14 protein-coding genes are annotated in these 18,189 nt (G+C 71.5%); 5 read left to right on the plus strand and 9 right to left on the minus strand.

What is annotated here, in order from left to right:
* Positions 1-230 precede the first annotated feature (230 nt).
* Complete coding sequence (locus PBV52_RS33210) at positions 231-2,792, plus strand: ATP-binding protein (protein ID WP_274243422.1); 2,562 nt, start codon at positions 231-233, stop codon at positions 2,790-2,792.
* Between the two features lie 90 nt (positions 2,793-2,882).
* On the opposite strand, the gene nucS is transcribed toward PBV52_RS33210, so the two are convergent.
* A complete protein-coding gene (gene nucS / locus PBV52_RS33215) occupies positions 2,883-3,554 on the minus strand; it encodes an endonuclease NucS (protein WP_274243423.1) in 672 nt (223 codons plus the stop codon).
* A gap of 265 nt (positions 3,555-3,819) precedes the next feature.
* Here nucS and PBV52_RS33220 point away from each other — a divergent pair, with 265 nt between their 5' ends.
* On the plus strand, positions 3,820-4,212 hold the full coding sequence (locus tag PBV52_RS33220; protein WP_274243424.1) for an SCO5389 family protein: 393 nt from the start codon (positions 3,820-3,822) through the stop codon (positions 4,210-4,212).
* Positions 4,213-4,334: 122 nt separating this feature from the next.
* Here PBV52_RS33220 and PBV52_RS33225 read toward each other — a convergent pair whose 3' ends face one another.
* Positions 4,335-5,363, minus strand: a complete 1,029-nt coding sequence (locus tag PBV52_RS33225) for an LLM class flavin-dependent oxidoreductase (RefSeq protein WP_274243425.1) — start codon at positions 5,361-5,363, stop codon at positions 4,335-4,337.
* Positions 5,364-5,586: 223 nt separating this feature from the next.
* On the opposite strand from PBV52_RS33225, the gene PBV52_RS33230 reads away from it, so the two are divergent.
* Positions 5,587-5,928, plus strand: a complete 342-nt coding sequence (locus PBV52_RS33230; RefSeq protein WP_274243426.1) for an ATP/GTP-binding protein — start codon at positions 5,587-5,589, stop codon at positions 5,926-5,928.
* A 31-nt stretch (positions 5,929-5,959) separates the two neighbouring features.
* Here PBV52_RS33230 and PBV52_RS33235 read toward each other — a convergent pair whose 3' ends face one another.
* From PBV52_RS33235 to mce, 7 genes are all read right to left on the minus strand, one after another.
* Positions 5,960-6,829 carry an ABC transporter permease subunit gene (locus PBV52_RS33235; protein ID WP_274243427.1) on the minus strand — a complete coding sequence of 290 codons (870 nt, stop codon included), beginning with the start codon at positions 6,827-6,829 and terminating at the stop codon, positions 5,960-5,962.
* The gene (locus tag PBV52_RS33240; RefSeq protein WP_274243428.1) at positions 6,826-8,055 is read right to left on the minus strand and encodes an ABC transporter ATP-binding protein; all 1,230 of its coding nucleotides are present in this window, start codon (positions 8,053-8,055) and stop codon (positions 6,826-6,828) included. The genes PBV52_RS33235 and PBV52_RS33240 overlap by 4 nt, the downstream gene beginning before the upstream one ends.
* Positions 8,056-8,205: 150 nt before the next feature.
* Positions 8,206-8,976: an ABC transporter permease gene (locus PBV52_RS33245; protein ID WP_274243429.1), complete on the minus strand. Its 771-nt coding sequence runs from the start codon at positions 8,974-8,976 to the stop codon at positions 8,206-8,208.
* A 2-nt stretch (positions 8,977-8,978) separates the two neighbouring features.
* Positions 8,979-9,947: an ATP-binding cassette domain-containing protein gene (locus tag PBV52_RS33250; protein ID WP_274243430.1), complete on the minus strand. Its 969-nt coding sequence runs from the start codon at positions 9,945-9,947 to the stop codon at positions 8,979-8,981.
* Positions 9,948-10,033: 86 nt separating this feature from the next.
* Positions 10,034-10,969 carry a hypothetical protein gene (locus PBV52_RS33255; protein WP_062709803.1) on the minus strand — a complete coding sequence of 312 codons (936 nt, stop codon included), beginning with the start codon at positions 10,967-10,969 and terminating at the stop codon, positions 10,034-10,036.
* A gap of 183 nt (positions 10,970-11,152) precedes the next feature.
* On the minus strand, positions 11,153-15,001 hold the full coding sequence (gene scy, locus PBV52_RS33260; protein WP_274243431.1) for a polarized growth protein Scy: 3,849 nt from the start codon (positions 14,999-15,001) through the stop codon (positions 11,153-11,155).
* Positions 15,002-15,233: 232 nt separating this feature from the next.
* Positions 15,234-15,674, minus strand: a complete 441-nt coding sequence (gene mce, locus PBV52_RS33265) for a methylmalonyl-CoA epimerase (RefSeq protein ID WP_274243432.1) — start codon at positions 15,672-15,674, stop codon at positions 15,234-15,236.
* A gap of 148 nt (positions 15,675-15,822) precedes the next feature.
* Here mce and PBV52_RS33270 point away from each other — a divergent pair, with 148 nt between their 5' ends.
* Positions 15,823-17,025, plus strand: a complete 1,203-nt coding sequence (locus PBV52_RS33270) for an acetyl-CoA C-acetyltransferase (protein WP_274243433.1) — start codon at positions 15,823-15,825, stop codon at positions 17,023-17,025.
* 38 nt (positions 17,026-17,063) lie between these two features.
* Positions 17,064-18,020, plus strand: a complete 957-nt coding sequence (gene meaB / locus PBV52_RS33275; protein WP_274243434.1) for a methylmalonyl Co-A mutase-associated GTPase MeaB — start codon at positions 17,064-17,066, stop codon at positions 18,018-18,020.
* Positions 18,021-18,189 lie beyond the last annotated feature (169 nt).

Raw genomic sequence — 18,189 nt, forward strand, 5'->3', positions numbered from 1 at the left:
CGTTCCGTCTGCGAAGCGTACGTGGGGCACAATCCTCACGAGACTGTGATGTCTCGGACGGCGCGGTACCCCGACCTGTCGTAGATACTGTGCGAAGGTTTAGGGTTCGGCTGCCCGCCGATCAGACAAACCCCTTCGAGCGGGCCCGGACCAGAAGCGACAGCGCAGTGTGCAAAGGCCGGGAGGGGCCAGGACCCGCAGCACACGACGCTTTTGGGGGGCTTGAAGCTATGGACCCGAACAACCGGGGACCCGAGGAGTACGGACACGACGGCGACGGCCAGGCGTCGCGCCAGCGCCCGCCCAGGGATCCCCTCACAACCGACTTCGGACAGCACGCGCCCGCACTCGCCCGCACGGTGCAACTGGTCTCGGGCGACTACCTGCTCACCGTCAACCCCGTCGACGGCAGCGAGATAGAGGTCTGCCCGCCGGCGGAGCGCCCTGCGCGGCCCGAGAAGCTGAGCCCGGCCGACCGCGCCGAAGCCGACCGCGCCGCCAAACCGCCCGTGCCGCCCGGCCCGACCCGTCCCGCCCAGCCGCTGCTGGCCCGCCAGGACGAGCGCGAAGAGCTGGTACGGCTGCTCGCCCGCGGCCGCTCCGTGCGCCTCGTCGGCTCCCCGGGCGCCGGTCGCACCAGCCTCCTCGACCTCGTCGCCGAGGACTGCGCGGACCTCGCCCCCGACGGCGTGGTCCGCCTCACCGGCTTCCACCGCACGCCCGCCGATCTGCTGCACGACCTCTTCTACGCCGTCTACAGCGCCCCCCTGCACCGCCCGGAACCGGACGAACTGCTCACCTGTGTCCGTGAGGTCGGCGCCGTCGTCGTCCTGGACGACCTCGAGTTCGGCGGCGCCGCGCTCGACGAGCTGCTGGACGCGACCCCCGAGTGCGCCTTCGTGGTCGGCGTCACGCCCGATGTGCCGGCGCCGTCCGCCGGTTCCGGTATCGAGGACGTCGCCCTCGGCGGTCTCGACCGTCCCGCGAGCGTGGAGCTCCTGGAGCGCTGCGTCGGCCGGGTCCTCACCGAGGACGAGTTGAACTGGGCGGGCGACCTGTGGTTCGAGTCGGAGGGCCTGCCGCTGCGGTTCGTCCAGGCCGGGGCGCTGCTGCGGCAGCGCGACCTGCTGCGGGCCGGGGTGGACGCCGTCGACGAGTACGGGGTCTTCGAGGACGCGGCCCCCGTCGACGCGCCGTTCGGTGGCGAGACCGGCGGCGAGGAGGTGCCGCTGCCGTCGCTCGGCGAGGCAGCCGGCCCCGCGCCGCTGCTCGCCTCGCGGCTCAGCGCCTCGGCCCGCGCCACCCTGAAGTTCGCCGTCGCGCTCGGCGGCGAGGTGCCGCACCAGGCGCATCTGCCGGCGCTGGTCGGTGACACCCACGCCGACGCCGCGCTGGGCGAGCTGGCCGACTGCGGGCTGGTCTCGCCGGTCGGCTCCCGCTACCGGCTCGCCCCCGGCGTGCAGGCCCAGCTGGAGGCCGTCGGATACGCCGAGGACATCCAGGGCGGCGCTCTCACCGCCGCCCGGCACTACGCCTGGTGGGCCGGGCACCCCTCGGTCACGCCGGAGCGCGTGTGCGCCGAGGCGGACGCCGTGCTCGCCGCACTCGGGGTGCTCGTGCCGGGTACGACGCCGCCCGCCGAGGGCGAGGAGAGCCCCACCGTGCAGCTGGCCCGTACGGCCGCGCCCGCGTTCGCCGCGGGGCTGCACTGGAGCGCCTGGGAGCGGGCGCTGCGGGCGGGTGCCGAGGCCGCTCGCCTCGCCGGTGACGTATCCGAACAGGCCTACTTCCACCACGAGTTGGGCGTCCTCGCGCTCTGCGGCGGCCAGCTGGACCGGGCCCGCGCCGAGCTGGAGACCTCCATCGGCCTGCGCGGCGCCCTCGCCGACAAGCGCGGCACGGTCGCGGGCCGCCGCGCCCTCGCGCTGGTCTCGGACCGCTCCGGTACGACGCCGGGGGTGGCCGCGTTCGGCGCCACGGCGGGGGAGGAGGTGTCGGACGCGCGGTACGAGGAGTCGCAGTCGCCGCCGGGAGGCGTGCCGACTGCCACCTTCCCGCCCGGCGGGGACGCCACGACGCTGGTCACCCACCGGGCGTCGTCGCCCTCCTCGCCGTCGTCCTCGGCGACCTCGCACAAGGTCCGCGGCGGCGTCCGGGGCTTCGCCCGGCGCAACCTCGTCGCGGCCGGCTCGGGCGCGCTGCTCGTGGCCGTGCTCGGCACGGTGGTGACGCTCGGCGCGACCTCCGACAACGACCCCGACACCCCGTCCACCCAGGTCGGCGTCAACCCGTCCGCCAGCCAGGGGGTCGGCGACGACAGCCTCGGCGCCGACAAGGCGGAGGGCAGCGGCAACGAGGGTTCCGGCGACACCGGCACCCCGACGAGCCGCCCGACGGACCCGGGCCCCGACGGCACGTACGGCACGTCGGACGACCCGACTCCGACGGACGATCCGACGGGCCCGTCGGACGACCCGAGCGGGACGAACAGTTCCGGCGGTGGTACGTCGAGTTCTCCGACGAAGCCGACAACGAAGCCGCCGTCCTCGTCGTCGAAGCCGCCGACGACTCCGACGACGCCCGGGTCCCCGACCCCCACGCCGACCCCCACGCCGACACCGACACCGACACCGACCACGTCCCAGCCGCCCGAGCCGTCGACCACACCGTCGACCTCCGACTCGGCCAGCGGACCGGCTTCCTCCGGCCCGACGGAGACCACCAGCTCCGCGAGCGCCCCGCAGGGCACCGACGCGGGTACGCCGAGCGGCAGCTCGGACGCGGTGATCTGACGCACTGATCAAGACAAGAGGGCCGGGTCCGTCCATCAGACCCGGCCCTCACCGTCGTAGAAACTGTCAAGAACAGTCAGGAATCGGCGGTCAGAACAACCGCAACTTGTCGTCCTCGATCCCGCGCATCGCGTCGTAGTCCAGGACCTGGCAGCCGATGCCGCGGTCCGTGGCGAGGACCCGGGCCTGCGGCTTGATCTCCTGGGCCGCGAAGATGCCCCGGACCGGTGCGAGATGGGGATCCCGGTTCAGCAGCTCCAGATAGCGCGTGAGCTGCTCCACGCCGTCGATCTCGCCGCGTCGCTTGATCTCGACGGCGACCGTCCGGCCCTCGGCGTCCCGGCACAGGATGTCGACCGGCCCGATGGCCGTCATGTACTCGCGGCGGATGAGCGTGTAGCCCTCGCCGAGGGTTTCGATGCGGTCGGCGAGCAGTTCCTGGAGGTGAGCTTCCACACCGTCCTTGATCAGGCCAGGATCCACGCCGAGTTCGTGCGAGGAGTCGTGGAGGATCTCCTCCATCGTGATGATGAGCTTCTCGCCCGCCTTGTTCGTGACCGTCCAGACGTCCTGCTGCTCGCCATCCCCCTCCTTCAGCGTGCAGGGCGGCGACATCCAGTTCAGGGGCTTGTAGGCCCGGTCGTCCGCGTGGATCGAGACGCTGCCGTCCGCCTTGACCAGGATCAGACGGGGCGCCGAGGGCAGGTGGGCGGTGAGCCGGCCCGCGTAGTCGACGGAGCATCGGGCAATGACGAGACGCATGGTCGGCAACGCTACTCGACGGGTCCCGGTCGACGCGATTCGCCCTGGGGGAGTCCGTATGACCCCGGACTGCCCCTGTTCATTTCTGGCCGATTGTGGGCCTAACGAGGACCGCCCATGTACGCATTCTCCTGGTGCCGTCACCGTCTGTTGCCTACCGTATTAAACGGGAGGTCGCGAGGCGTGTACGCAGAGTGTCCGATATCGCGAACTCCCTTATCTGTCCGGCAACCCCTGGTGTTCTGGGGGTGCGAGAGGAGAACCCATGTCGCTCGACGTCTCACCGGCCCTACTCGAACAGGCCGAGCGAGGCGAGGTCGACGAAGCCGCCTTCGTCGACTGCGTCCGGACCTCCCTGCCTTATGCGTGGGAGATGATCAGCTCCCTGGTGGCTCAGCTGAAGGTCGACGGCGGTCAGTTCGCCGACAACCAGACGCCCCCGCCGGACGAGCAGGCACGTGGCCAGCTGCTGCGTGCGCTTGCGAGTGACGCGATACGCGGCGCGCTGCAGCGGCACTTCGGGGTGCGACTGGCCTTCCAGAACTGCCACCGGGTGGCGGTGTTCCCGCTTGACGTCTCGGTCGACGAGACGCATGCCCGCTTCACCTCGGTCCGCAGTCAGGTGCTGAACCAGTCCCCGGAATTCAGGGACTGCTGACGCAGTGACCCGCTTGCTTGCCGCTCCTTACGCGGGAGGTGCATTCAGTACGGGGGCGGCAAGCCCTTCTGGCGGACCGGGTCTTCCGGTGTGACGCGGCCGTGCATCCTCGGCGGGGCGGTTCAGCCGAGGTGCGGAAGTACTTCGGCGCCCAGTCGCCGTACGTTCTCCTCGGTCGCCGCCAGGTCGCCCGAGCCCTCGACGAGCAGGGCGAAACGGGAGATTCCGGTCCGCTCGCTGGTCGCCGCCAGGCGGTCGGCGCACAGGCGCGGGGTGCCCACGGGGTGCAGCCCGCAGAGCAGTTCGGTGTACGCCAGCGGGTCGCGCATCGCGCGATGGCGGCCGTCCACCGTCACATGGGCCTCCAGGCCCTGCCGGAGCCAGCCAGGCATCGCCTTCGTGAGGGTCTCGACCGCGTCCGTGCGCCGGTCCGCGATCTGGCAGACGCCGGCCGAGACATGGGCCGCGCCGAGGATCTCCTCAGCCGGACGCCCGGCCGCGCGGGCGTGCTGCCGCCACAGGGCGACCATCTCGGCCTTCTCCTCGTCGCCCACATGCATCCCCAGCAGCATCGGCAGCCCGCGCTCGGCCGCGAGGCGCACGCTCGCCGGCGACGTGCACGCGACGACGACCTCGGGCCCCTCGGCGTCCGTGAGGCACTCCGACGGCCTTGGTACGACGGGGACTTCACGGAAACCGAAACGCTCCCCGGCGGCCGCGACCGAGGGCTCGCGCAGCCAGCGCATGAGCAGATCGAGTGATTCCGGGAACCCCTCCTCGTACGCCCGAAGACCCGAGCCGAACACCTCCAGGTCGACCCACGGCCCGCCGCGCCCCACGCCCAGGGAGAACCGCCCGCCGGAGGTGATGTGCAGCAGCGCGGCCTGTTCGCCGAGGGCCACCGGGTGCGCGGTGGGCAGCACGCTGACCGCCGTGCCGACCCGCAGCCGCTCGGTGCGGCCGAGCAGCAGCGCGGCCAGCGTGATCGCGGACGGACAGGTGCCGTACGGCACGAAGTGGTGCTCGGCCAGCCAGACCGTGTCGAGCCCCGCTTCCTCGGCGACCTCGGCGGAGCGGACCGCGCGGTGCAGCGCCTCCCCGTCGCCCTGCCCCGGGAACCGGGCCGCCAACACGAAACTTCCTACGTGCATTGCCTTTTCCTGCTTCCTTGGCTCCGACGCGGAGCTCCCCCACCGGGCATAACCGTCTGACACGTGCCGAGGACACGGCTTGGCGAAGAGATTTGCGGATTGTCTGCAGAATCGAGCGCCGGAGCGAGGGACTTGTGGGGGTTGGTGCCGTACGACTACCCCTGTCCGTGCCGCGTAGGCTGGACATGACCCGTCCATCCTGTATAGCCCCGAGAGGTGCTCCGTGTCCCCGCGTCGCAACCGACCCAACGGCCCTAAGGGAGCCGCCTCGTCAGGACAGAGCGCCGAGGACGACCGTCCCGGTCGCTACGGCGGCTGGCAGTCGGCCGAGAACTGGCAGGGCGAGGACTGGAACGTACGGCATGTGGCGGGCGCGAGCGCACAGGGCAAGGCGTACCGCTGCCCGGGCTGCGAGCAGATGATCCCGGACGGCGTCCCGCACGTCGTCGCCTGGCCGGACCACGCGGGCGTCGACGACCGCCGGCACTGGCACAAGGCGTGCTGGAACGCGAAGGACCGCCGCACCACGCGGGTGCAGCGGTCCCGTAACGCGCCGAAGTTCTAGCCGAAGTTCCAGCGGGTCCGGCCGGGCCGGCTCACACGTCCCGCTTCTCCAGCAGGGCGTAGGCGCCGGCGAACGCGGCGGCCGTCACGCCGAGCATGATCCACAGCGGGTCCCAGCCGGACGGGCCGGAGTCGCTGAGGGACTGCTCGTAGAAGACGCTGAGCTGGTTCGGGATCGAGTACTCGAACAGGGCCTGCTGCAGGTCCTGCAGCGACTCCGAGAACATGAACAGCGCGATGACCAGCGGGGCCAGCAGCACACCGATCATGATCGTGATCGCGCCCGCCGAGTGGCGGATGATCGAGCCGACGACGAGCGAGAGCAGGCCGAGCAGCGCGATGTAGAGCGAGATGCCGAGCGTGCCCTTCAGCCACTCCTGGCCGGTGGGCTCACGCGCGTCCAGCATGGCCACGTCCGCGAGGGCGACGAGGACGGCCGACGTCAGCGTCACCACGAACGCGACCACGAAGAACACGATCGCCTTCGCCGTCAGCACGCGGCCGCGGCTCGGGCAGGCGGTCATCGTGGTCCGGATCATGCCGGTGCCGTACTCCGAGGCGGTGGTCAGCACGCCGAGCGTGATGATGCACATGGTGCCGAGCAGCAGGCCGAAGAAGCCGAACGACAGCGGGTTCTCCGCGCGCAGGCTGCCTTCCGAGGAGTTGCCGGCGACCAGCGCGGCGGCCGCGAGGCCGATGCCGACGACCAGCAGCACGAACACGCCGAGCGTCCACATCGTGGAGCGCACCGAGCGGATCTTCGTCCACTCCGAGGAGAGCGCGTGTCCGAGGTGCGTGCGCACGACGGGGATCGGCGAGGTGTAGGTGGGGTACGTCGAGCCGGGCGCCGCCTGCCAGTTCGGTGCGGCGGTCTGCGGCATCGGGGGCTGGGGCGTGCTCATCGGGCGTCCTCGGGTTTGGTCGGGGCGGCAGGGGCGGGGGGAGCGGCGGGTGCGGCGGGCGGCTGTGCCGGGGCCTGGGGCGCCTGCGGGGCCTGCTGGGCGTACGGGTTGGGCGCACCCGCTCCGGGCGCCGCAGCGGGCGCGCCAGGGGCGCCGTACGGTCCCTGCCCGCCCTGCGGCGCGGCGAACGGCTGCCCGCCCTGCTCGGGCGGCGGCGGGGCGTACCAGCCGGGCTGGCCCTGACCCGGGACCGGCATCGGCGGCTGCGCGCCCGGCGGCAGCTGCTGCATCAGCCCTGCCTTCTGGTCGGTCGTCGAGCGGTAGTCGACCGCGCCCTGCGTCATCCGCATGTACGCCTCCTCCAACGAGGCCTGGTGCGGCGACAGCTCCCACAGCCGTACGTCGGAGTCGTGCGCGATGTCGCTGATGCGGGGGAGCGGCAGCCCGGTCACCCGGAGCGCGCCGTCCTGCTCGGGCAGCACATGGCCGCCGGCCTCGGTGAGCGCGCCAGCCAGCTTCTCGCGCAGCTGCGGCTCGGTGTCGGGCGTACGGACCCGGGCGAAGCCCGCGGAGTTCGCCGCGATGAAGTCCTTCACGCTCATGTCGGCGAGCAGCTGCCCGCGCCCGATGACGATCAGGTGGTCGGCGGTCAGCGCCATCTCGCTCATGAGGTGCGAGGAGACGAAGACCGTCCGGCCCTCGGCCGCGAGCGACTTCATCAGGTTGCGCACCCAGAGGATGCCCTCGGGGTCGAGGCCGTTGACCGGCTCGTCGAACAGCAGCACCTGAGGGTCGCCCAGCAGCGCGGCGGCGATGCCGAGCCGCTGGCCCATGCCGAGCGAGAAGCCCTTGGAGCGCCTCCTGGCCACGTCCTGGAGGCCCACCACGCCCAGCACCTCGTCCACCCGCCGGGCCGGGATGCCGGACAGCTGGGCCAGGGACAGCAGGTGGTTGCGGGCGGCCCGGCCGCCGTGCACGGCCTTGGCGTCCAGCAGCGCGCCGACCTGGCGGGGGGCATTGGGCAGCTTGCGGTACGGGTAGCCGCCGATGCTCACGTGGCCCGCGGTCGGGTTGTCCAGGCCGAGGATCATCCGCATCGTCGTCGACTTGCCCGAGCCGTTGGGGCCCAGGAAGCCGGTGACGGCACCGGGCCGCACCTGGAAGGACAAGTTGTACACAGCGGTCTTGTCGCCGTAGCGCTTGGTCAGGCCGACTGCCTCGATCATGCTCCGCACCCATCGAAAGGTTCAGGACAGCGGGGCACACGCCCCCCGTAAGGGTTAGGAGGATACCGAGGCGCTGACGGTTCCACCCAAGGGCCGGTAAAACCTCGGGCCGGCGGCTCCACCCGGCGAGGTGTGCCCCTATGTGTCCCGTTATGCGTCCCGCTTCTTGAGCGTGGCGTAACCGCCCGCGAGCGCCGCGATCACCCAGAGCACCATGATGCCGAGCCCGCCCCAGGGGCCGTACGGGGTGTCGTCGTCGATCGGGGTGACCACCTGCATGATCTTGCTACCGGCCTGGTCGGGCAGATAGCGGCCGATCTTCTCGGTGGCCGGGACGTTGCCCAGGATGTTCGAGATCAGGAAGAAGAACGGCATCAGGATGCCCAGCGACAGCATCGGTGAGCGCAGCATCGCGGCGACGCCCATCGAGAACATCGCGATGAGGGTCATGTAGAGCCCGCCGCCGATCACCGCCCGCAACACGCCGGGGTCACCGATGGCCGCCTTGTGCTCGCCCAGCATCGCCTGCCCTAGGAAGAAGGTGACGAAGCTGGTGGCCATGCCGACGGCGAGCGCGAGGCCGGTCGCCACCGCGATCTTGCTGAACAGGAAGGTGCCGCGGCGCGGTACGGCGGCCAGCGAGGCGCGGATCATGCCGGTGCTGTACTCGTTCGAGACGACGAGCACCCCGAACACGATCATCGCGAGCTGGCCGAGGGTCATCCCGGCGAAGCTGATGAAGGTCGGGTCGAAGGAGAGCCTGTCCCGCTTGCTCATGTTGTCGAACTCGTGGTTCGACAGGGCCGAGATCAGCATGCCGAGGGCGATCGTGACCACCACGGCGAGGGAGAGCGTCCAGACGGTGGAGGCCACGGACCGGATCTTGGTCCACTCGGAGCGGATCACCTGGGTGGCTGCCATGTTCAGCTCCTCCTCCAGCCTTCGCCCCACTGCTGCCGCTGCTCGGCCGGTGGCGCCGGTGGCGCCGCGGAGTGCGCGTGGTACTCCACCGACTCCGCGGTCAACTGCATGAATGCCTCCTCCAGCGAGGCCTGTTGCGGGCTCAGCTCATGCAGCACGACCCCGTGCCGCGCCGCCAGCTCCCCGATCTGCTCCGCCTTGCCGCCGTCGACCTCGATGGTGCCGTTGCCCGACTCCACGGCTGTGATCCCGGCCGTGTGCAGCACGTCGAGCAGCAGCTCCCGCTGCGGGGTGCGGATCCGCACGTACGACTTCGAGTTCCGCGCGATGAAGTCGGCCATGGACGTGTCGGCGAGCAGCCGGCCCTGTCCGATCACGACGAGGTGGTCGGCGGTCAGCGCCATCTCGCTCATGAGGTGCGAGGAGACGAAGACCGTGCGGCCCTGCCCGGCCAGGGACTTCATCAGGTTGCGGATCCAGTGGATGCCCTCGGGGTCGAGCCCGTTGACCGGCTCGTCGAACATCAGGATCCGCGGATCGCCCAGCAGCGCGCCCGCGATCCCGAGCCGCTGCCCCATGCCCATCGAGAAGCCCTTGGTCTTCTTGCGCGCGACCGCCGTGAGACCCACCGTCTCCAGCACCTCCCGCACCCGCCGCCGCGGAATGCCGTTGCTCTGCGCGAGGCACAGCAGGTGGTTGTAGGCGCTGCGCCCGCCGTGCCAGGCCTTCGCCTCCAGCAGGGCGCCGATGTAGGTCAGGGGGTCCTTGAGCTCGTCGTAGTGCTTGCCGTCGATACGGACGTCGCCGGCGGTGGGGTGGTCGAGGCCGAGGACCATCCGCATCGTCGTGGACTTCCCGGCGCCGTTGGGCCCGAGGAATCCGGTGACGATGCCGGGTCTGACGGTGAAGGTGAGGTTGTTGACCGCCACCTTCTCGCCGTACCGCTTCGTCAGCCCCTCGAGCTCGATCATGCCGCCCACGCTAAAACGCCACAAAGCCCCCTGCCACCGGAGTGGCAGAGGGCTTCGCAGATGTTCAGACGACGTACGCCGAACGGTTACCGGGTCTGCTGAGCCGGGACACCGCGGGAGATCGGCTCGTCCTCGGCCGGGGTGCCGGCGGCGGCCACCGCGGCGCCCGTGAGGGTCGCCAGCATCTCGCGGACGTTCGTCAGCTGAGCGTTGATCGAGTCGCGGCGGTTGGTGAGAGCCGCGAGCTCGCGCTCGGATTCCGAACGGATCCGGTCGGCCTTGGCGTTGGCGTCGGCCACGATGTCCTCGGCCTGGCGCTGAGCCGTCTCCACCGTCTGGCGGGCGCGGCGCTCGGCGTCCGTGCGCAGCTTCTCGGCCTCCAGGCGGAGCTGCTCCGCGCGGTGCTCGATCTCCGCGAGGCGCTTCTCGGCCTTGGCCTGACGGGACGCCAGGTCGCGCTCGGACTGCTCCCGACGCTTGGCGAGGTTCGTCTCGAAGTCGGCGGCGGCCTGCGCGGCCTTGGCGCGGGTCTCCTCGAAGAGAGCGTCGGCCTCCTCACGCTTGGACTGCGCGTCCTTCTGCGCCTCGGAACGCAGCTGGGAAGCGTCGCTCTTGGCCTTTTCGACGATCCGGACGCCCTCGTCCTCCGCCTTGGCCTTGCGCTCCGCAGCGAACGATTCTGCGTCGTTGCGGACCTGCTGGGCCGCCGATTCGGCGAGCTCGCGGTGCTGCTCGGCGGCGCGGCGGGCCTCCTCGCGCAGATCCTTGGCCTCTTCCTCGGCGAGGCGGAGGATCTTCTCGACACGCGCGCCGAGACCGGCGTACGACGGCTCTGCGTCGGTTACCTGAGCCTGGGCGTTCTGCGTTTCGAGGTGGAGCTCCTCGATGCGCTTTTCCAGAGCGGTGATGCGGGCGAGAGCGCTGTCACGGTCGGAGACGAGCTTGGAGATTCGTTCGTCCACCTGAGCGCGGTCGTACCCACGCCGCACAAGCTCGAAGCCGTAGGGGGAAGTGTCGCTCATGGGGTTCCTGTCGAATGAGACCGGTGAGGTGATAAGTGGAATCCTAGGGGCCGAAGCGGTGTGTCATCGAGCGGATACGTGTTTGATCTGGAGAATGAGACCCCTTTTGAGTGGCTAACCGTCGGACGGCTTGCCAAAAACTGGGTCAAAGGCCCCAGGAGACACCGGAACCCGCTCGCCGCGCTAGCTCTCTGACGACTTGCCACCCGATCGGGGGGCACCCACCGTCGCACCGGCCTTGACCCCACCGTCCTTGCCCGCGGACGGTGCCTCGAAGGACTCCAAGGCTTCCAGGACGTCCTGGACGCGCGAGATTTCGGCGTTGATGTCCTCGCGGCGCCGGACCAGGACCTCCAGCTCGCGCTTGCCCTCCTCGACCGTGCGCCGGGCCTCGCGGATCGCCTCGGCCTTGAGCTCCTCGGCCTCCTTGATGAGCGTCGAGCGCTTCTGCTCGGCCTCCTTCAGGAGCCCCTCGGCCTTCTTCACGGCGGCGATACGGACCTTGCCCGCCTCGGAGTTGGCCTCCGAGACCAGCTCCTTGGCCTTCGCCTGGGCCTTGGCCAGCTGCTCCTCGGCGGCCTTGATGAGCGCGTCGCAGCGGTCGCCGGCCGACTTCATCGTCTCGGCGGACTCGCGGCGGGCCCGCTCGTGCAGCTCCTCGATCTCGCTCGTGATGCGGTCGCGCAGCTCCTCGGCGCGCTCCCGGATCGACGTGGCGTCCCGGCGGGCGCCGACGAGCAGCTCGTCCGCGTCCGTGCGGGCCTTCTCCACCATGGAGTTGCCCTCGACCGTCGCCTCGGAGACCAGCCGGTCGGCCTCCTTGCGGGCGGCGCCCACCATGGTGTCGGCCTGGCCCTCGGCGTCCGCGGTCGTCTTGTGCGCCTGCTGCTGCGCCTCGGTGAGCAGCTTGTCCGCCTCGGCCGTGGTCTCCGTGATGAGCTTGTCGACCTGCTCGGCCACGTCCTGGCGCCGCTTGTTGGCGTCCTTGCGGGCCTCGTCGAGGGTGCGCTCGGCCTCCTCGCGCGCGGAGGTCACCAGCCGCTCGGCCTCCGCGGCCGCCTCGGCCTTGATCCGCTGGGACTCGCTGCGGACCCGCTCGGCGTGCTGCTGTGCGGACCCGACGGTCTCCGCGGCCTCGGCGCGCAGCCGCTCCGCGTCCGACGTGGCGTCCCCGACCAGCTTCTCGGCCTTGGCGAGCGCGTCGGTGCGCACCCGGTCGGCCTCCGCGATCGTCTCCGACTGCAGCCGCTCCGCCTCGGAACGCGCCTCGGTGATGAGGGTGTCGGCCTGCGTCGCCGCGTCCGACCGGATCCGGTTGGCGTCCTCGCGGGCGTCGGCCCGGGTGCGCGACGCGGCCTGGTCGGCCTCGGCGATCGCGTCCGACGCCTCCGTACGGACCCGCTGGGCGTGCTCGGCGGCGTCCGACCGCAGCCGCTCCGCCTCGGCGATCGCCTCCGCGACGGTGCGCTCGGCGAGGGACTTGGCGGCCTGCGACTCCTCGCCCGCCTCGCGCCGGATGCGGCCCGCGTCCTCGCTGGCCCGCTCCCGCTCGGCGTAGGCGTCGGAACGGACCCGGTCCGCCTCCTCCTGCGCCTCCCGGCGGGTACGGTCCGCCGCGTGTTCGGCGGCGCTGCGCAGCCCGGTGATCTCCTCCTGGGCCTGCTCGTGCAGCCCGGACACGGAGTCGCGGACCTGCTGGGCGTGCTGCTCGGCCGCCGACACCATCTCGGTGGCGCGCCGGTCGGCCTCCTCGACCAGCCGCACCGCCTCGGCCTGCGCCTCCTCCACCCGCTTGCGGGCGGAGGCCAGCAGCTCCTCGCTCTGCTCGCGGGCCCGCTCACGCTCCTGGTCGGCCTCCTGGCGGGCGGAGCCGAGGGTCTCCTCGGCCTCGCGGCGGCGCCGGGTGGCCTCCTCCTGGGCGGCGGCCAGCGTCTCGGACGCCTCGGTGGCGAGCCGCTCGGCGGCGGCCTGCGCCTCCGCACGGACCCGGTCGGCGCTGTCCTGCGCCTCCGACTTCAGCCGCTCGGCCTCGGCCGCGGCCTCCGACCTGAGGCGTACGGCGATGGCCTCGCCCTCGGCACGCGACGCGGACGCGTCCGACGCGGCCTCGTCACGCAGCCGGTCGGCCTCGTCCTCGGCCTGCTGCTGCAGCGTGCGGATCCGCTCGGCGGCCTCGGCGCGCAGCCGGTCGGTCTCCTCGGCGGCCTCGCGCCGGATGCGTGCGGCCTCCTCGCGGGCGTCGGTGAGCGCCTGCTCGGCGGCGGCGAGGCGCTGTTCGGCCTCCGACTGCAGCCGCGCCAGCTCCTCGGCGGCTTCCGCGCGGCGATCCTCTATGGCCCGCTCGGTCTCCTCGTGCAGCTCCCGCGCGGCGCGCTCGGCGTCGGCCTTGATGCCCTCGGCCTGCTCGACGACCTCCTCGCGGTGCCGCTCGGCCTCCTGGCGGGTGCGCTGGAGGGTCTCCTCGGCCTGGCGGCGCAGCGTGGTCGCCCGCTCGATGGCCTCGGTGCGGACCTTCTCGCTGTCCGTCGTGGCCTTCTGGCGCAGCTCGTCCGCGTCCTGCCTGGTCTTGGAGAGCAGCTCCTCGGCGGTCTTGGCCGCCTCCTCGATCTGCTGGACGGCCTCCTTGCGGGCCTCCGCGCGGATCTTCTCGCCCTCGGCGACCGCCTCGGAGCGCAGCTGCTCGGCCTCACCGCGCAGCCGGCGGGCCTCCTCCTGCAGCTCGACCGTCTTGGCGCGGTACTCCTTGGTGTCGTCCTTCGCCGAACCCTTGAGCTGCTCGGCGATGTCGTGCGCCTCGGCGCGCAGCCGGTCCGCCTCGGCCTCGGCCTCGGTGCGGATCCGCTCGGCCTCCTCGGCCGCGGCCTTGGTGGTGTTCTGCGCGTCCTCCTGCGCCTTGTTGAGGACGTCCTCGGCCGTCTTGGCCGCCTTGGACAGCTGGGTCGCGCTCTCCTCGGCGGTGATCGTGCGGGCCTTCTCGGCGGCCTCGGCGACCAGCTTCTCGGCCTCGGCGCGCGCGTCGGCGACGACCTGCTCGGCGTCCGCCTTGGTGGACTCGGCCTCCTTGGTGGCCTCGCTGACCAGGCGGGCGACCTGCTCCTTCGCCGTACGCATGCGCTGCTCGTTGGCCGACTCGGCACTGGAGAGCGTCTTCTCGGCGGCCGTCTTGGCCTCGGCGACCAGTTTCTCGGCCTCGGACTGCGCCTTGCGCAGCGCCTCCTCGGCCTCCGTCATGCGCTGCTCGGCGGCCCGGCTGAGCTCGGTGGCCTGCCGGCGGGCGGCGTCCGACTCGGTCGCGGTGGAGCTGCGCAGCTGCTCGGCGTGGTCGGTGGCCTCCTGGGCCTGAGTGGAGGCGGCGTTCAGCAGCCGCTCGGCGTCCGTACGGGCCCGGAGCAGGATCTGCTCGGCCTCCGCACGGGCCTCCTCGGCCGCGCCGGTCAGACGCTGCCGGGCCTCGCTGGTCAGCCGCTCGGCCTCGGCACGCGCGGCCGCCATGGCCTGCTCGGCCTCGGCACGCGACTCGTCGAGGAGCCGGCGGGCCTGCGACTCGCTGCGGGCGCGCAGCTGCTCCGCCCACGCCACGTTCTCGTTGACGTGCGACTCGACGGTCTGGCGCCGCTCGGCCAGCTCCTGGTCGAGCTGCTGGCGGCGGGTCACCGCCTCCTGGTGCAGCTCCGCCTGCAGCCGGGCCGCGTTCTCCGCGTGCTCCTGCAGGATGCGCTGGGTCTGCGCGCGGGCCTGGCTGAGCTCCCGCTCGGCCTCCTGGCGCAGCTGGTCCGCCTGGACCTGGGCGTTCCGCAGCAACTGCTCGGCCTGATAGCCGATGTCACCGCCGTCGAAGGCCGGCCGGGACATGATGGTGCGCCGCGCCTCGTGCAACTTGGCGCGCAGCACCTCGACCTGGTAGCCGAGGTCCTCGGCGTGCTGGATCGCCTTTTCCCGCTCGGTCTTCAGCCGATCCATCTCGGCCTCGAACCGAGAGAGGTGGTCGACGTCAGCCGCCGGCTCTCGCTCCTGGCGTTCGTAGCCCCGCACTGCGCGGTCCCATCCGTCCCCTGGTCGCAAGTCTCTCCATACGAGCACCGTCCATCCGCCGAACGGGGCCCCCGGGGAATGGTGTCAGATCAACGGCGAAGCACGGGCTGTTGCCCCACCCTCGTCCCCCGAAACCCGGACCCCGGACGGTCCCCCCGTCGGACGGAGGGGCCGGGTCACCCTGGACTGAGCGGCGACCGCCCCCAACCCTACCGGCCCATATGTACGAGGGTCAGTGCTCAGGTGACTCAACAGGCGCCGAAGTGACCAGTTCTGTCAGTACGCCGTGGCAATCCTTGGGGTGCAGGAAAGTGATTCGTGACCCCATGGAGCCGCGCCGGGGCTCTTCGTACAGAACACGGATGCCCTTGTCCTTGATGTCGGCGGCGTCGCCGTCCACATCCGCCGTACCGAAGGCGATGTGGTGGACACCCTCGCCGTTCTTGTCGAGCCACTTCCCGACGGCGGAGTCCGGGCGCGTGGGCTCGAGAAGCTGCAGGTAGGAGGCACCGCCGTCGGAGGTGTCGTTGATCTTGAGCATGGCCTCGCGGACGCCCTGCTCCTCGTTGACCTCGGAGTGGAACACCTCGAAGCCGTATGTGGCCCGGTAGAACTCGACGGTCTTGTCGAGATCGAAGCAGGCGATTCCGATGTGGTCGATTCGCGTCAGCATGGAACTCAGTGCAGCGCTCCCGAGGTGGTTACGCAACGTGCGCGCGATCACACCGACAGCCCGGTGACGGCACGGAGTGCCACTCAGTACATTCGAAGTAAACCCTCGTTCACTCCTCGGCAGTGCAGCCGGAAGGGGATCGCACCTCATGTCTGGAACGAACAGCAGTACCTCGGTGATCGTCGCGGGGGCCCGTACGCCCATGGGGCGGTTGCTGGGCTCGCTGAAGTCCTTCTCGGGAGCCGACCTCGGCGGCTTCGCGATCAAGGCCGCCCTCGACCGTGCGGGGATCGGCGGCGACCAGGTGCAGTACGTGATCATGGGCCAGGTGCTGCAGGCCGGGGCGGGGCAGATCCCGGCGCGCCAGGCCGCGGTCAAGGCCGGCATCCCGATGAACGTCCCGGCGCTCACCGTCAACAAGGTGTGTCTGTCCGGCCTCGACGCCATCGCCCTCGCGGACCAGCTGATCCGCGCCGGCGAGTTCGACGTGATCGTCGCGGGCGGCCAGGAGTCCATGACCAACGCCCCGCACCTGCTGCCGAAGTCCCGCGAGGGCTTCAAGTACGGCGCGATCGAGATGCTCGACGCCATGGCGCACGACGGTCTGACCGACGCCTTCGAGAACATCGCCATGGGCGAGTCGACGGAGAAGCACAACACCCGCCTCGGCATCCAGCGCCCCGAGCAGGACGAGATCGCCGCCCTGTCCCACCAGCGCGCCGCCGCCGCCCAGAAGAACGGCATCTTCGAGGCGGAGATCACCCCGGTCGAGATCCCGCAGCGCAAGGGCGAGCCGGTCGTCTTCAGCAAGGACGAGGGCATCCGCGCGGAGACCACGGCCGAGTCGCTGGGCAAGCTGCGCCCGGCGTTCTCCCGGGACGGCACGATCACGGCGGGTTCGGCGTCCCAGATCTCGGACGGCGCCGCCGCGGTCGTCGTCATGAGCAAGGCCAAGGCGCAGGAGCTCGGCCTGGACTGGATCGCCGAGATCGGCGCCCACGGCAACGTGGCGGGCCCGGACAACAGCCTCCAGTCCCAGCCCTCCAACGCCATCCTCCACGCCCTGAAGAAGGAGGGCCTGGAGGTCTCCGACCTCGACCTGATCGAGATCAATGAGGCCTTCGCAGCCGTCGCGGTGCAGTCAATGAAGGACCTCGGCGTGTCATCGGAAAAGGTGAACGTCAACGGCGGAGCCATCGCCCTGGGTCACCCGATCGGTATGTCGGGTGCGCGGCTCGTCCTGCACCTGGCCCTGGAGCTGAAGCGGCGGGGCGGCGGCGTGGGCGCGGCCGCGCTGTGCGGCGGTGGCGGCCAGGGTGACGCACTGATCGTGCGGGTATCCAAGGCCTGAGTTCTCGTTGTAGGACCTCTTTCGCGAACGGAGCTGTGATGCAGGACGTCTCCACCCTGGTGGCCCAGGCCAGGGAAGGCCGGCCGCGGGCCGTGGCCCGGCTGATCTCCCTGGTGGAGGGGGCGTCCCCGCAGCTGCGGGAGGTCATGGCGACGCTGGCCCCGCTGACGGGCAATGCGTATGTCGTGGGCCTGACCGGATCTCCCGGCGTGGGCAAGTCGACGTCCACCTCCGCCCTGGTGACCGCGTACCGCAAGCAGGGCAAGCGGGTCGGCGTCCTGGCCGTCGACCCGTCCTCGCCGTTCTCGGGCGGTGCCCTGCTCGGCGACCGGGTGAGGATGTCCGACCACTCCTCCGACCCCGGCGTCTACATCCGCTCGATGGCGACGCGAGGCCACCTGGGCGGCCTCGCGTGGGCCGCCCCGCAGGCGATCCGCGTCCTGGACGCGGCGGGCTGCGACGTGATCCTGGTCGAGACGGTGGGCGTGGGCCAGTCGGAGGTGGAGATCGCCTCGCAGGCCGACACCTCGGTGGTCCTCCTCGCCCCCGGCATGGGTGACGGCATCCAGGCGGCGAAGGCGGGCATCCTGGAGATCGGCGACGTCTACGTCGTCAACAAGGCCGACCGCGACGGCGCCGACGCCACCGCCCGCGAGCTCAACCACATGCTCGGCCTCGGCGAGTCCCGCGGCCCCGGCGACTGGCGCCCCCCGATCGTCAAGACGGTGGCAGCCCGCGCCGAGGGCGTCGACGAGGTCCTGGAGGCCCTGGAGAAGCACCGGGCGTGGATGGAGGAGCGCGGGGTCCTCGCGGAACGCCGCCGCGCCCGCGCCGCCCGCGAGGTGGAGACCATCGCCGTCACCGCCCTGCGCGAACGCATCGCCGACCTCCACGGCGACCGCCGCCTCGGCGCGCTGGCAGAGAAGATCGTCGCCGGGGAGCTGGACCCCTACCGGGCGGCGGACGAGCTGGTGGCGGGGCTTACGCAGGCCTGAGTCCCTCCCGGCGGGCGGTCCCGAGGGGAGCGTCTCGCCGTCGGCGCGACGGGGCTGTCTGTGGCTTCGTCGGCTCCCGGGCCTTCGGCATGGTCAACTCCCGGGGCCCGCTGTTAGGTTGATCCGCATGTACCTCCTCTTGGCATAGGGCGCGCCTCGCCCGCGCACG

It is taken from the genome of Streptomyces sp. T12 (assembly GCF_028736035.1).
Lineage (GTDB): Bacteria > Actinomycetota > Actinomycetes > Streptomycetales > Streptomycetaceae > Streptomyces.